This window comes from Microbacterium tenebrionis (assembly GCF_020682665.1).
GTDB lineage: Bacteria > Actinomycetota > Actinomycetes > Actinomycetales > Microbacteriaceae > Microbacterium > Microbacterium tenebrionis.
Genome location: NZ_JAGTTM010000001.1, coordinates 249,302 through 261,657 on the forward strand (window position 1 = coordinate 249,302; position 12,356 = coordinate 261,657).

Sequence of the window (12,356 nt, forward strand, 5' to 3'; positions counted from 1 at the left end):
GGATACGGCGACGCAAGTTGTACCTAAATGTACCTAAGCGCTGTCTCAGATGGTAGACCTGTAATAACAACTTTGTCACGGGTGCGCGCGGATGCGCACCGGAAGGGATCGACATGCTCATCGGCGCGCACGGCCTTGTCTTCACCGGAACCTTCGACGAGGCGGGCCTGCGGCGCGCGATCGAGGGCACGAAGAACGCGGGATTCGACCTCATCGAGATCCCTCTGATGGATGCCGCGGCCTTCGACTCGACCCTGGCCGGACGGATGCTGCGCGACAACGACCTCGCCGTCACGGCATCCCTCGGACTGACCCCGGCGACGGACCTGTCCAGCGACGACCCGGCAGTCGTCGCCGCCGGGCGGGCACTGCTCGAACACTGCATCGATCACGTGGCGACGATGGGCGGCGACGTGCTGTGCGGGGTCATCTACTCGGCGATGGGCAAGTACATGGCGCCGGTGACCGAGCGCGGCGTCGCACACAGCCAGGAGGCGATCAGCGGACTCGCAGCCTTCGCGGCGGAGCGCGGCGTCCGGCTCTCCCTCGAGGTCGTCAACCGTTACGAGTCGAACGTCTTCAACACCGGCCGCGGCGCACTGCGGTTCCTGGACGGCGTCGCGGGCGATGTCGGTGTTCACCTGGACACGTACCACATGAACATCGAGGAGTCCGACTTCTTCCAGCCCGTGCACGACGTCGCCGCGTCCGGAAAGCTCGGCTACGCGCACATCGGCGACAGCCATCGCGGCTACCTCGGCACGGGCACCGTCGACTTCGCGACCTTCTTCCGCGCCCTGCACGATGTCGCGTACGACGGACCGGTCGTGTTCGAGTCGTTCTCCTCGGCCGTGGTGAGCGCCGAGCTCAGCAACACGCTCGGCATCTGGCGCAACCTGTGGCAGGACTCCGACGACCTCGCCGCGCACGCGAACCGGTACATCCGCGACGCGATGCATGCGGTCGCGACGATCGACCGCCACTAGGGCCTCGCTATGCAGAGGCATGGCCGACAACGCCCTTCCGCAGCAGCGCATTGCCGTACTTCCGCGTCTCCCCCGTCCGCACCATCAGGTAGGCGGGGCGGGCGACGTCGTAGTACGCGAAGCGCTCGACGAAGCGCGTCGTCTGCTCGGCCGTGCCCGCGGCATCCATCAGCTCCCGCTGGACCGAGAGGATCTCGCCGTCCGCGGACTCCATGAGATCGAGGGCAGGGGCGTCATCGAGCGGGATCACGCTGCGAATGGCCGCCAGGACCTCGGGTGTCGTGGTGCCGGGCAGATCGATCACGCGCTCCCCCAGCGCCCACGCCGGGAAGTGCGCGTCGGCGATGACGACGGCGTCGGAGTGGCCCATCCGGTCCAGGTGCAGCAGCAGCTCACCGGTCAGCAGGGGGTTGATTCCTTCGAGCATCAGTCCTCCTCGGCGACCGACGGGATCAGTCCGTCGGCGGTCAGGTCGTCCCAGAACTGCTCCGGGATCTCAGCGACGGCGAGGTCGGCGTTCTGCCGCACCTGCTCGGGGCGGGAGCTTCCGACGACCACCGACTGCACGACGGACGAGCGCAGCGGGTACTGGATCGCCGCGGCGGGCAGTGCGACATCGTGCGCCGCGCACACGGCGACGATGCGCTGCAGACGGTCCCAGATCTCGTCGGGGACGCCGCCGTACTCGTAGCGATCGCCGCGGACCGGCTCGCTCTTCGCGAGAAGGCCCGAGTTGAAGACGGATGCGGCGACCGCCCCGGTGCCGCGGTCGACGCACACCGGCAGCACGTCGGCTGCCGCGGGCTGCTCGAGCAGCGTGTAGCGGCCGGCGATCATGACGATGTCGAGGTCGGCTTCGCGCACGGATCGGGCGAGTGCATCGCTGACCATGGACCCGACGCCGATCAGCCCGATCGCGCCCTCGGCGCGCAGCGCCTCCAGCGCGGGGTAGCCCTCGGCGAGCGCGAGATCGAGATCGTGGCGCTCGGGGTCGTGCAGGTAGACGATGTCGATGCGGTCGATACCCAGCCGCTCGCGTGATTCGTCGAGGGACGCGCGGATGCCGGCATGCGAGAAGTCCCACACCCGCTGCAGGTCGTCGGGCACGAAGAAGTCGTTAGCCGTGTCGAGGCCGCCCGGCTCATGAGCCGGGTTCGTCCGCAGGAGGCGCCCGGCCTTGGTCGACAACACGAACTCGTCGCGCGGCTTCGTCCGCAGGAACGCGCCCAGGCGCCGCTCCGACAGCCCGAGACCGTAGTGCGGAGCGGTGTCGAAGTAGCGGATGCCGCTCTCCCATGCGGCATCCAGCACCGCCCACGCCTCATCGTCGGTGAGTTCGCGGAAGAGGTTCCCGACGTTCGCGGCGCCGTACCCGAGCGTCGGGAAGCCGGCCGGCGACATTCTGGGGGCCGATGCGTCACGTGTCGGACCGTTCGTCGCGGATCTTCCGACATCTGTCGTGTCGGCCCCCGACGTGTCAGGCTGCGACATGCGCGCCCGTCCAGGTGTATTCCGCGATGCTCTCGGCTTTCATCTCCATGCCCGCGCCCGGTGCCGTCGGGGCCATGTAGGAGCCGCCCCGGATGTCGGTGGGCACGACGAAGTGCTCGTGCAGATGATCGACGTATTCGATCAGGCGGCCCTCGCGCGCGCCGCTGACGGCGACGAAGTCGAACATCGACAGATGCTGCACGGCCTCGCAGAGCCCCACGCCGCCGGCGTGCGGACAGACCGGAACGCCGAACTTGGCGGCGAGCAGCAGGTTGGCGATGTTCTCGTTGACACCGGCGACGCGCACCGCGTCGATCTGCATGACGCTGATCGCCCCCGCCTGCAGCAGCTGCTTGAAGATCACGCGGTTCTGCGCGTGCTCGCCCGTCGCGACGCGGATCGGAGCGATCGCACGGGCGATCTCGGCATGGCCGAGGACGTCGTCGGGGCTCGTGGGCTCCTCCACCCATGCCGGCTGGAACTCGGCGAGGGCGTTCACCCACTCGATCGCCTCGGAGACCTCCCAGCGCTGATTGGCGTCGATCGCGATGGGGAAGTCGGGGCCGACGACCTCGCGCGCCTTGCGGAAGCGACGGATGTCGTCGTCGAGGTCGTCCCCGACCTTGAGTTTGATCTGCGTGAAGCCGTCGGCGAGGGCTTCACGGGCGAGCCGCTCGAGCTTCTCGTCGGAGTAGCCGAGCCAACCAGGGCTGGTCGTGTAGGCGGGATAGCCGGTCGCGAGGAGTTCGGTCTCCCGCTCCTCGCGACCGACGGCACCCGCGCGGAGGATCTCGAGCGCCTCTTCGCGCGTGAGGGCGTTGGTGAGGTAGCGGAAATCGACGAGGTCGACGAGCTCCTCCGGGCTCATGCGGCCGAGCAGCTGCCACAGCGGGAGCTCCGCGCGCTTGGCCTTGATGTCCCACAGCGCGTTGGTCACGGCGCCGATGGCCATGTGCATGACGCCCTTCTCCGGGCCCAGCCACCGCAGCTGCGAGTCGCCGATGATCTCGCGGAAGGTTCCGCCCATGTCGTCCAGCAGCGGCTCGATCTCGCGCCCGACGAGGTGATCGGCGAGCGCGTCGATGGCCGCGACCTGCACGTCGTTCCCGCGGCCGATCGTGAAGACGAAGGAGTGCCCGGCGATGCCGTCGGCATCATCGGTGCGGATCACGACATAGGCGGCCGAGTAGTCGGGGTCGGGATTCATCGCATCCGAGCCGTCCAGGCTCAGCGACGTCGGAAAGCGGATGTCGGTCGTGTCGAGTGCGACGATGCGGCTCACTGCGATGGTCTCCTTGTGCAGTCCCGATCCTCTCGAGAAGGGATTCTCGACGGATCCCTTGGAGTGTAAACATCCGATGTCTATACTGTCAATCAGATGCACCGCCGCATGGCGGATCCCCCGACGAAGTAGGAGAACCATGAAGTTCGCGCGGCTTGGCGCCCCTGGATCCGAGATTCCCGTCCTGATCGACGGCGATCGCCATCTCGACCTCCGCCCCGTGACATCCGATGTCAACGGCGACTTCCTGGAGAGCGACTTCCGCGCTCGCGTTACCTCGGCACAAGCATCCGGCAAACTGCCCGAGCTCGAGAACGCCGGCGAACTGCGCATCGGCGCCCCGATCGCCCGCCCGAGCGCGGTGATCTGCATCGGCATGAACTACGCCGAGCACGCCGCCGAGTCGAACTCCGAGCCGCCCAGCATCCCGATCATCTTCCTGAAGACTCCGAACACCGTCGTCGGCCCGAACGACACCGTGACGATCCCCCGCGGCAGCGAGAAGACGGACTGGGAGGTCGAACTCGGCATCGTCATCGGTGCCAGAGCCGCGTACCTGGACTCCCCCGACGAGGCCGACGCCCACATCGCCGGCTACGTCGTCGCCAACGACGTCTCGGAGCGCGACTTCCAGATGGCGGTCTCGGGCGGTCAGTGGTCGAAGGGCAAGATCGCGGCCGGCTTCAACCCGACCGGCCCGTGGCTGGTCACCCCCGACGAGGTCGACGTCGACGATCTGAACCTGCGCAGCTTCGTCAACGGCGAGCCCCGCCAGGACTCGAACACCTCCGACATGATCTTCGACGTCCGCACGATCGTCCACCACCTGTCGCAGTACGTCACCCTCGAGCCGGGCGACCTCATCCTCACCGGCACGCCCCAGGGCGTCGCACTCTCCGGCCGGTTCCCGTACCTGAAGGACGGCGACGTCGTCGACATCGAGATCGACGGTCTGGGTCATCAGCGGCAGACCTTCACCGCCTGGGAGGCGCAGCGATGAGCGCGCCGCTGGAGGGGCTCGTCGCGATCGTCACCGGAGGCGCCTCGGGCATCGGCGCCGCGGTGGCGGCCCGCCTGCACGCCGACGGCGCGCAGATCGCCGTCCTCGACCGCGACCCGTCGGGCGCCGATGAGCGCTTCGCCGCGTTCACGGCCGACGTCTCGGACCGCGCGAGCGTGGATGCCGCGGTCGCCGCGGTCGCCGAGCGCTTCGGCCGCATCGACATCGTCGTCAACAACGCCGGCATCGGCGCCGTCGGCGACATCGCCGCGAACGACGACGACGAGTGGGCCAGGGTGCTCTCCGTGAACGTGACGGGCATCGCACGGGTCACCTCGGCAGCGCTCCCGTGGCTGCGGCAGTCGCCGTCTGCCGCGGTGTGCAATACGGCCTCCATCGCGTCGACGACCGGCCTCCCCCAGCGCGCGCTGTACTCCGCGTCCAAGGGCGCGGTCTCGGCGCTGACGCGCGCCATGGCCGCCGACCACCTGCGCGAGGGCATCCGCGTCAACGCCGTGAACCCGGGCACCGCCGACACTCCGTGGGTCGGGCGCCTGCTGGATCAGGCGAGCGACCCCGGGGCCGAGCGCGCGGCGCTCGAGGCACGCCAGCCGCACGGACGGCTGGTCTCGCCGGACGAGGTCGCAGCCGCCGTCGCCTACCTCGTGTCGCCTGCGGCGGGCTCGACGACCGGAACCTTCATCGAGGTCGACGGAGGCATGGCGCAGCTGCGTCTGCGGGCCGAGTGACCGGCGCCGCGGCGAAACCTCAGCGGATGCCGTAGAAGCGGACCGCGTTCGACCAGAACAGCTTCTCGGTGTCGAGGCCGCGCGCCTCGGCCCAGTTGCGGACCGTGTGGCACCAGTCGTCCCGGTTGCCGGACCAGTAGTACGTGTCCTCGGGGCTGCCGTCGTGGGTGGACGACGAGACGGGCCAGTCACTCCCCCACATCAGACGGTTCTCGCCGAACGCCTCCGCGGCGACGTCGAGGAAGGGCTCCATCTGCTCCTCGTCGATCTGCCCCTGGGATTCGGCGGGGAGCCCGGAGAGCTTGACCGAGACCTGCGGGTTGGCCGCGAGCGCGCGCAGATCGCGGATCCACTCCGCGCTGGGCGCGAGAGGCTGCTCCCGCGTGCCGATCGCCGGCTTGCCGAGATGGTCGAGCACAATCCGCAGCCCTGGTACCGCCTCGGCGAGCGCGGTGACGTCGGGGATCTGATGCGCACGGACGCAGGCGTCGAAGGTGAGGCCGCGGGCGGCGAGCTCGCGAGCTCCTTCGATGAACGCGGGGCGACGGGCGAAGCCGTCCCCCTCTCCCTGGAGCAGGTGTCGGACGCCGACGACGAGTTCGTGCTCGGCCAGAGCGTCGAGGTGCTTGCGGAGCTTGCGCACGCGGTCCAATCGGGCGCCCGCCACGATGGCGACCACTCCGGCTTCCCGGGCGATCGACTCGACCCACCGGACTTCGGCGAGCGCCTGCTTGGGGAGAGGGTCCGCCTGGACGAACACCGCGACCTGCTGCTCGACGTCCTCGATCTGGTCCTCGCGCAGGGCTTCCGCGGCGAAGGTGCCGTCCAGCTCGCCCTGGAGCCAGTCGTATGCGAGGACGTCGGGGTCCCACAGGTGCAGATGGCTGTCGACGACACGCATGACCCCATCCTCACACAGCCCGAGCAGACATCCGATCAATCGCTAGGATGCCCTCATGGCTGTCACCGATGAGGCGATCGAGAAGATCAAGGCGATGATCGTGTCGGGGGAGCTCTCCCCCGGCGACCGCCTGCCTCCCGAGAAGGAGCTCGCCGAGCGCCTCGGCCTCAGCCGCAACTCGATGCGCGAGGCGGTCAAGGCGCTCGAGGTCATCCGCGTGCTCGATGTGCGGCGCGGCGACGGCACGTACGTGACGAGCTTGGAGCCGCACCTGCTGCTGGAGGCGATCTCGTTCGTCGCCGACATGCACGACGACGACTCGCTCCTCGAGATCTTCGCCGTGCGGCGGATGCTGGAGTCCCAGGCGACGGGCCTCGCTGCCACGCTCGGCTCCGACGACGCGATCGGCGCGCTGCAGCAGGAGCTCGACGCCGTCAGCTCCGAGGTCAGCATCGACGACCTCGTCGCGCACGACATCCGCTTCCATCGCGAGATCGTCCGCATGGCGGGCAACGCGTATCTCGCCAGCCTCATCGAGAGCCTCAGCGGCCAGACGGTCCGGGCGCGCATCTGGCGCGGTCTCACCGAGCAGGACGCGGTCGAACGGACACTGTCGGAGCACCGTGCGATCGCCGACGCGATCGCCCAGCACGACCCGAACCTGGCCACCTCGCTCGCCACGGCGCACATCGCCGGAGTCGAGCGCTGGCTGCGTCAGGCCGCCACAGCCTGATCCTCGAATCCCCCGGGCCGCGCCGAGACTGCACCATCACTGCGCTGTCTCGGGGCGGCCTGGCAGCCTCGAGAGTTACGCGCCGATCCGCCCCATGGCTGCCTCGAACTCGGCGGCCGAGGAATCGCTGACGTCGTGCTGCAGCAGTGCGTCGAGCACGTCCGGTGCGGCGGTGAAGTACGGCACACCGACCAGACGCAGGGACACGATGTCGTCCGCGGAGCGCAGGCTGGCAGCGAGGACGTTCGTCTCGCTGCTCGCGCAGACCTCCTGCATCCGGGCGATGAGAGCGTCGCCGTCGACACCGGCATCCCGCAGGCGCCCGAGGTAGGGGGCGATGTACCGCGCGCCGATGCTCGCCGCGGCGAGCGCCTGCCCGACGGAGTACACGGCCGTCACGAGAACGCTCGCTCCATCGGCGACGAGGGCGGATGCCGCGGCGAAGCCCGCTGCGGTCGCGGGGACCTTGATGGCAGCCCGGTCGCCCAGCGCGCGGATCGCGTCGGCGTTGCGGAGCATCTCGGCCGCGCTGCCGCCCCAGGTCTGGAAGAAGATCTCGGGCGCGCCCTCGCCCTCCCACCGGGCGTAGAGCTCGGGGATCTGCGCGGCCGAGCAACCACCCCGCTCGAGGATCGTGGGATTCGTCGTAACGCCATGCACGACCCGCGCCGCGAGCAGGCGCGAGACCCGTTCGACGTCGGCGCTGTCGACGTACAGACGCGGAGCGATGGCGGCAACAGGCATGCGGGACTCCTCGAGAGCGCAGGGGACCGGCAACCTGTCGTTACAGGTGCGGATTCGGCTAATGTAATGACAGCGAACGGCGAAGTCAAAGGAGCCCCATGCCCACCTCCCCCACCGAAGGGCGCACCGGCGTCGTCATCGTCGGGAGCGTCACGGCGGACGTGACCACCTTCTCCCAGCGGCTCCCCGCCCGCGGTGAGACGATCCTCGGCGATCAGTTCACCCTGTTCCTCGGCGGCAAGGGTGCGAACCAGGCCGTCGCGGCCGGTCTAGCCGGTGCTCGCACCAGCTTCGTCGGGTGCGTGGGCGACGACCTGTTCCGAGACCTCGTCGTCGACGGGCTCACCGAGGCCGGCGTCGACCTCGCCCATCTGCGCACCGTGCCCGGCCCGACCGGCATCGCGCACATCCGTGTGGACGCCTCGGCCCAGAACGACATCGTCATGGTCCCGCTCGCCAACGCCGAGCTGAACACGGAGCAGATCGACACCGCGCTGGATGCGCTGGCGAGCTCGAGCTCCGTGCTGCTCACGCAGCTCGAGACGCCGTCGGCTCTGACCGCGCACATCACCGGACGCGGCCGCGAGCTCGGCTTCACGGTCATCCTCGACCCGGCGCCTGCCGCACCGCTGGCAGCCGACGTGTGGCAGAGCATCGACATCGTCACCCCGAACGAGACCGAGGCCTCGGTGCTCAGCGGCATCGAGGTGACCGATGCGGCATCCGCAGAGCAGGCCGGCTGCTGGTTCCTCGACCAGGGCGTCGGTGCGGCCGTCATCACTCTGGCGGCTCAGGGCTCCTGCGTCGTCACCTCCGAGGGCACGACGATCGTCCCACCGCTGCCCGTCGACGCCGTCGACACCACCGCCGCCGGCGACGCCTACGCGGGCTACCTGGGCGCGGCGCTCGCGAACGGCGCGACGTTGACGGATGCCGTGCGCCTGGCCACCGCCGCCGGCGCTCTGACCGTCACGAAGCAGGGGGCATCACCGAGTCTCCCCGAGCGCCATGAGGTCGACGCCTTCCTCGCCGAGCGCACCGAGAGCGCTGCGCGCGCCGCATCCTGAACAGGAGCCCCACCACCATGCGAAAGACGTCCACGACGATCAATCCCGCGCTGTCCCGCGTGATCAGCGAGACCGGCCACACCGACCTCATCGTCGTGACCGATGCGGGGCTGCCCATCCCGCCGGGATCGGAGCGGATCGACCTCGCCTACCGCCCGGGTGCGCCGGCGTTCTTCGACGTGCTCGACACCGTGCTCGCCGAGCTCGTCGTGGAGGGTGCGACCGTCTCTGCCGAGGTCGCCGATCACAGCCCCCAGGTGCTGGAGCAGCTGCGAGAACGCCTCCCCGGCATCGAGATCGAGCTCGTGCCGCACGTGGAGTTCAAAAAGCTCACCCACGACGCCCGCGCCTTCGTCCGCTCCGGCGAGTTCACACCGTACGCGAACGTGATCCTGCACGCGGGGGTGGCGTACTAGATGTCCCCCACCGTCGACACGATCGATCGGCACTCGGCCGCCCCGATGTACGACCAGCTCCGGCAGCTGATCGTCGACGGCATCGAGCGGGACGGACTCCAGCCCGGCGACCCGCTCCCCGGCGAGCACCGGCTCTGCGAGCGCTACGGCATCTCGCGCACGGTCGTCCGGCAGGCGCTCGCCCAGCTCGAGCACGAAGGGATGGTCGAGCGGGTCAAGGGCAAGGGAACGTTCGTCTCGCGCCCCCGCACCAGTGAGTCTCTCGTGCACACGCTGATCGGCCTGTTCGACGATGTGGAGCGCCGCGGCGGCCACGTGCACAGCGACATCCTCCGGCACAAGCGCGAAGAGGCGGACGCCGATGTCGCGGCGGCCCTCGAGATCCCCCTCGGCTCACCGGTCATCGCCCTCGAGCGCCTCCGCCACGTCGACGGCGAGCCCTGGTCGCTGTCGACGACGTGGATGCCGGAAGCGGTCGGTGCGCTGACTCTCGACGTCGACCTGTCCGAGGCATCCCTCTACCGGCTGCTCGCGGAGCACGGAGTCCAGGCGACGGACGGAGTCCGCTCGGCCGAGGCCACCGTCGCGACGCACGACCAGGCTCACCACCTCGGGATCAGCGCCGGGTCGGCGCTGCTGCGTCTGCGCAGCATCAGCCGGGATGCGTCGGGAACGCCGATCGAGTACTTCATCGCCCTGCACCGCGGCGACCGGTCGCGGTTCGAGTTCCAGCTGCGTCAGGAGCAGTCGCAGGCGTCGCTTCTGCATGTCGATGGCAGCGGAGGCACGTTCCAGGCGGGTACAGTCTCTGTCTGAGGCGAGTGCCGCCTCGGAGAGGATGACGGACGATGGTCGACGCCGCAGATGACGCCGCCCCGGGCGATGCCACCCAGAAGCCCGAGACCGGCTCCGTACCGCCGATCGCCGATCTGACCGACCGCCCGGCGCCGACTCCCGGGCCGTTGACGAAGCCCGCTCCGGTCGTGCGGCCGCCCAAGCGCGCTGCGCGCTGGCTTGTGCCCGTCATCGTCGTCGTCGTGCTCGCCGCCGTCGCTGGCGCCGTGATCGCCTGGCAGGTGACGCAGTCCGGGATCGCCTGACCTCCTGGACCAGGGCACCAATCTCGTCGGCGCGTTCGAGCTGATCGCACGCATGCTCGCCGCCGGACGCACCGGCAGCGTCGTCACGCTGATCTGCGACGGCGGGGTCCGTTGCGCCGGAACGTACTATTCCGACGACTGGGTGTCCGAGCAGGGCTGGGATCTCGCCCCGCACCGGGCGCGTCTCGAGCGGTTCCTCGAGACCGGGGTCTGGAATGACTGACCCGGTTACGATGACGGCATGACCACTCTGATCCTCACCGTCGCCGGATCCGATCGCCCTGGCCTCGTCGCCGCCGTCGCCGACATCGTCGACGCGCATGGCGGCAACTGGGAGAGCAGCCAGCTCGCCGAGCTCGCGGGCGTGTTCGCGGGAGTGATTCAGGTCTCGGTCGCCGCCGAGCATGAGGCCGACTTGCAGCAGGCGCTGCGGGCGCTGGACGGGACGCTGACGGTCTCGGTGCACACCGGTGCGGATGCTCAGGCTCGCGATCAGCCCATCACCCTGCAGATCCTCGGCAACGACCGACCGGGGATCGTGCGCGAGGTCTCTGCCGTGCTCCGCGCTCATGACCTCAGCATCCACGACATGACGACCGAGACCCGGGATGCGGCGATGGCCGGCGGACGCCTGTTCGAGGCGTCCGTTGCGGCGACGGTCCCGGCAGCCGCCGATCTCGCCGCCTTGCGTGTCGACCTGGAGCGTCTGACCTCCGAGCTCCAGGTCGACATCACGCTCGACTGAGCGCGATCGCAGATCGACTCAGACCAGTCGCTCCTTCGGGGAGACCGAGTACGTGTCCTCCGGGTCGCGGTTCACCGTGTCGCCGAGTGCCTCGTCGATCGCGGTGAGCGTGTCGGAATCCAGCGTCACGCCCGACGCCTTGACGGTGTCGGTGAGCTGCTCGGGGCGGGATGCTCCGACCAGCGCAGCCGCGACGTTCTTGTTCTGCAGCACCCAGGCGATCGCGAGCTGCGGCATCGTGAGGCCCGCCTGCTGGGCGATGGGCTTCAGCTTCTGGACGGCTTCGAGGATGTCATCCTGCAGGAACCGCTGGATGAAGTGGGCGCCGCTGTGCGGATCGGTCGCGCGCGAGCCCTCCGGCACGGGCTGGCCCGGCAGATACTTGCCGCTGAGCACGCCCTGCGCCATCGGCGACCAGACGATCTGCGAGATGCCGAGCTCTTCGGATGCCGGGACGACCTTGCCCTCGATGACGCGGTGCAGCATGGAGTACTGCGGCTGGTTCGAGATGAGCTGCACGCCCAGCTGCTTCGCCAGGGCGTGGCCCTCGCGCAGCTGCTCTGCCGTCCACTCGCTCACGCCGATGTAGAGGGCCTTGCCGGCCCGGACGACGTCGGCGAACGCTTGGAACGTCTCCTCCAGCGGTGTCTCGTAGTCGAAGCGGTGCGCCTGGTACAGGTCGACGTAGTCGGTGCCGAGACGCTTCAGCGAACCGTTGATCGACTCGAGGATGTGCTTGCGCGACAGCCCGGTGTCGTTCGGGCCCTTGGGCCCGGTCGGGAAGTACACCTTGGTGAAGATCTCGAGGCTCTCACGCCTCTGGCCCTCGAGCGCCTTGCCGAGGATGACCTCAGCCGCGGTGTTGGCATAGGTGTCGGCCGTGTCGAACGTCGTGATGCCGGCATCCAGCGCGGCGTGCACCGTCTTCACCGCGGCGTCGTCCTCGACCTGAGAGGCGTGCGTCACCCAGTTGCCGTAGGTGATCTCCGAGACCTTGAAGCCGCTGTTACCGAGATAGCGATAGTTGACCATGTCTCAACGCTACGGCCACTCGGCCGGCACGGCGCCGGTATGTCAGATCATCACGCGTGCCGGCCTGCTTCGCCCACTGACGATCGCCCCGAGCACGACGCATCCGAGCG

16 protein-coding genes are annotated in these 12,356 nt (G+C 69.2%); 10 read left to right on the forward strand and 6 right to left on the reverse strand.

Annotated elements, in window-relative coordinates; genetic code table 11:
- The first annotated feature begins 113 nt into the window (after positions 1-113).
- Positions 114-986, forward strand: coding sequence for a sugar phosphate isomerase/epimerase family protein (locus KEC56_RS01240; protein WP_227529490.1), 873 nt, complete (start codon positions 114-116; stop codon positions 984-986).
- 7 nt (positions 987-993) lie between these two features.
- On the opposite strand, the gene KEC56_RS01245 is transcribed toward KEC56_RS01240, so the two are convergent.
- The 3 genes from KEC56_RS01245 to KEC56_RS01255 form a co-directional block, all read right to left on the reverse strand.
- Positions 994-1,413 carry an RbsD/FucU family protein gene (locus KEC56_RS01245; RefSeq protein ID WP_175984980.1) on the reverse strand — a complete coding sequence of 140 codons (420 nt, stop codon included), beginning with the start codon at positions 1,411-1,413 and terminating at the stop codon, positions 994-996.
- Complete coding sequence (locus KEC56_RS01250; protein WP_227529491.1) at positions 1,413-2,387, reverse strand: aldo/keto reductase; 975 nt, start codon at positions 2,385-2,387, stop codon at positions 1,413-1,415. Before KEC56_RS01250 ends, KEC56_RS01245 begins: the two co-directional genes overlap by 1 nt.
- Before the next feature lie 76 nt (positions 2,388-2,463).
- Positions 2,464-3,759 carry an L-fuconate dehydratase gene (locus KEC56_RS01255; protein WP_227529492.1) on the reverse strand — a complete coding sequence of 432 codons (1,296 nt, stop codon included), beginning with the start codon at positions 3,757-3,759 and terminating at the stop codon, positions 2,464-2,466.
- Positions 3,760-3,898: 139 nt separating this feature from the next.
- Between KEC56_RS01255 and KEC56_RS01260 the strand changes: the two genes are divergently transcribed.
- Both KEC56_RS01260 and KEC56_RS01265 read left to right on the forward strand, forming a co-directional pair.
- Positions 3,899-4,759: a fumarylacetoacetate hydrolase family protein gene (locus KEC56_RS01260; RefSeq protein ID WP_227529493.1), complete on the forward strand. Its 861-nt coding sequence runs from the start codon at positions 3,899-3,901 to the stop codon at positions 4,757-4,759.
- Positions 4,756-5,508: an SDR family NAD(P)-dependent oxidoreductase gene (locus KEC56_RS01265; RefSeq protein ID WP_227529494.1), complete on the forward strand. Its 753-nt coding sequence runs from the start codon at positions 4,756-4,758 to the stop codon at positions 5,506-5,508. Before KEC56_RS01260 ends, KEC56_RS01265 begins: the two co-directional genes overlap by 4 nt.
- Positions 5,509-5,527: 19 nt before the next feature.
- On the opposite strand, the gene KEC56_RS01270 is transcribed toward KEC56_RS01265, so the two are convergent.
- Entirely contained in the window at positions 5,528-6,409 is an 882-nt protein-coding gene (locus KEC56_RS01270; protein WP_227529495.1) for an amidohydrolase family protein, read from the reverse strand.
- A gap of 55 nt (positions 6,410-6,464) precedes the next feature.
- Here KEC56_RS01270 and KEC56_RS01275 point away from each other — a divergent pair, with 55 nt between their 5' ends.
- Positions 6,465-7,142: a FadR/GntR family transcriptional regulator gene (locus tag KEC56_RS01275; RefSeq protein ID WP_175984974.1), complete on the forward strand. Its 678-nt coding sequence runs from the start codon at positions 6,465-6,467 to the stop codon at positions 7,140-7,142.
- A gap of 75 nt (positions 7,143-7,217) precedes the next feature.
- On the opposite strand, the gene KEC56_RS01280 is transcribed toward KEC56_RS01275, so the two are convergent.
- Positions 7,218-7,886, reverse strand: a complete 669-nt coding sequence (locus tag KEC56_RS01280; protein WP_227529496.1) for a transaldolase family protein — start codon at positions 7,884-7,886, stop codon at positions 7,218-7,220.
- Between the two features lie 98 nt (positions 7,887-7,984).
- Between KEC56_RS01280 and KEC56_RS01285 the strand changes: the two genes are divergently transcribed.
- From KEC56_RS01285 to KEC56_RS01310, 6 genes are read left to right on the forward strand one after another with little or no spacing between them, the layout of a single operon-like run.
- The gene (locus KEC56_RS01285; RefSeq protein WP_227529497.1) at positions 7,985-8,953 is read left to right on the forward strand and encodes a ribokinase; all 969 of its coding nucleotides are present in this window, start codon (positions 7,985-7,987) and stop codon (positions 8,951-8,953) included.
- 17 nt (positions 8,954-8,970) lie between these two features.
- Complete coding sequence (rbsD, locus tag KEC56_RS01290; RefSeq protein ID WP_227529498.1) at positions 8,971-9,369, forward strand: D-ribose pyranase; 399 nt, start codon at positions 8,971-8,973, stop codon at positions 9,367-9,369.
- Entirely contained in the window at positions 9,370-10,185 is an 816-nt protein-coding gene (locus KEC56_RS01295; protein ID WP_227529499.1) for a GntR family transcriptional regulator, read from the forward strand.
- A 32-nt stretch (positions 10,186-10,217) separates the two neighbouring features.
- Entirely contained in the window at positions 10,218-10,469 is a 252-nt protein-coding gene (locus KEC56_RS01300) for a hypothetical protein (protein WP_227529500.1), read from the forward strand.
- Between the two features lie 52 nt (positions 10,470-10,521).
- Positions 10,522-10,692 carry a hypothetical protein gene (locus tag KEC56_RS01305; protein WP_308012988.1) on the forward strand — a complete coding sequence of 57 codons (171 nt, stop codon included), beginning with the start codon at positions 10,522-10,524 and terminating at the stop codon, positions 10,690-10,692.
- An 18-nt stretch (positions 10,693-10,710) separates the two neighbouring features.
- On the forward strand, positions 10,711-11,214 hold the full coding sequence (locus tag KEC56_RS01310) for a glycine cleavage system transcriptional repressor (RefSeq protein ID WP_227529501.1): 504 nt from the start codon (positions 10,711-10,713) through the stop codon (positions 11,212-11,214).
- An 18-nt stretch (positions 11,215-11,232) separates the two neighbouring features.
- Here KEC56_RS01310 and KEC56_RS01315 read toward each other — a convergent pair whose 3' ends face one another.
- Positions 11,233-12,246 carry an aldo/keto reductase family protein gene (locus KEC56_RS01315; RefSeq protein ID WP_227529502.1) on the reverse strand — a complete coding sequence of 338 codons (1,014 nt, stop codon included), beginning with the start codon at positions 12,244-12,246 and terminating at the stop codon, positions 11,233-11,235.
- Between the last annotated feature and the right edge of the window lie 110 nt (positions 12,247-12,356).

Excerpts from the sequence above, each read along its gene's own strand:
- KEC56_RS01250 (WP_227529491.1), bottom strand. The coding sequence starts at position 2,387 with ATGTCGCCGGCCGGCTTCCCGACGCTCGGGTACGGCGCCGCGAACGTC.
- KEC56_RS01260 (WP_227529493.1), top strand. The coding sequence starts at position 3,899 with ATGAAGTTCGCGCGGCTTGGCGCCCCTGGATCCGAGATTCCCGTCCTG.
- KEC56_RS01275 (WP_175984974.1), top strand. The coding sequence starts at position 6,465 with ATGGCTGTCACCGATGAGGCGATCGAGAAGATCAAGGCGATGATCGTG.
- KEC56_RS01295 (WP_227529499.1), top strand. The coding sequence starts at position 9,370 with ATGTCCCCCACCGTCGACACGATCGATCGGCACTCGGCCGCCCCGATG.
- KEC56_RS01265 (WP_227529494.1), top strand. The coding sequence starts at position 4,756 with ATGAGCGCGCCGCTGGAGGGGCTCGTCGCGATCGTCACCGGAGGCGCC.
- KEC56_RS01240 (WP_227529490.1), top strand. The coding sequence starts at position 114 with ATGCTCATCGGCGCGCACGGCCTTGTCTTCACCGGAACCTTCGACGAG.
- KEC56_RS01315 (WP_227529502.1), bottom strand. The coding sequence starts at position 12,246 with ATGGTCAACTATCGCTATCTCGGTAACAGCGGCTTCAAGGTCTCGGAG.
- rbsD (WP_227529498.1), top strand. The coding sequence starts at position 8,971 with ATGCGAAAGACGTCCACGACGATCAATCCCGCGCTGTCCCGCGTGATC.
- KEC56_RS01280 (WP_227529496.1), bottom strand. The coding sequence starts at position 7,886 with ATGCCTGTTGCCGCCATCGCTCCGCGTCTGTACGTCGACAGCGCCGAC.
- KEC56_RS01300 (WP_227529500.1), top strand. The coding sequence starts at position 10,218 with ATGGTCGACGCCGCAGATGACGCCGCCCCGGGCGATGCCACCCAGAAG.
- KEC56_RS01305 (WP_308012988.1), top strand. The coding sequence starts at position 10,522 with ATGCTCGCCGCCGGACGCACCGGCAGCGTCGTCACGCTGATCTGCGAC.
- KEC56_RS01310 (WP_227529501.1), top strand. The coding sequence starts at position 10,711 with ATGACCACTCTGATCCTCACCGTCGCCGGATCCGATCGCCCTGGCCTC.
- KEC56_RS01285 (WP_227529497.1), top strand. The coding sequence starts at position 7,985 with ATGCCCACCTCCCCCACCGAAGGGCGCACCGGCGTCGTCATCGTCGGG.
- KEC56_RS01245 (WP_175984980.1), bottom strand. The coding sequence starts at position 1,413 with ATGCTCGAAGGAATCAACCCCCTGCTGACCGGTGAGCTGCTGCTGCAC.
- KEC56_RS01270 (WP_227529495.1), bottom strand. The coding sequence starts at position 6,409 with ATGCGTGTCGTCGACAGCCATCTGCACCTGTGGGACCCCGACGTCCTC.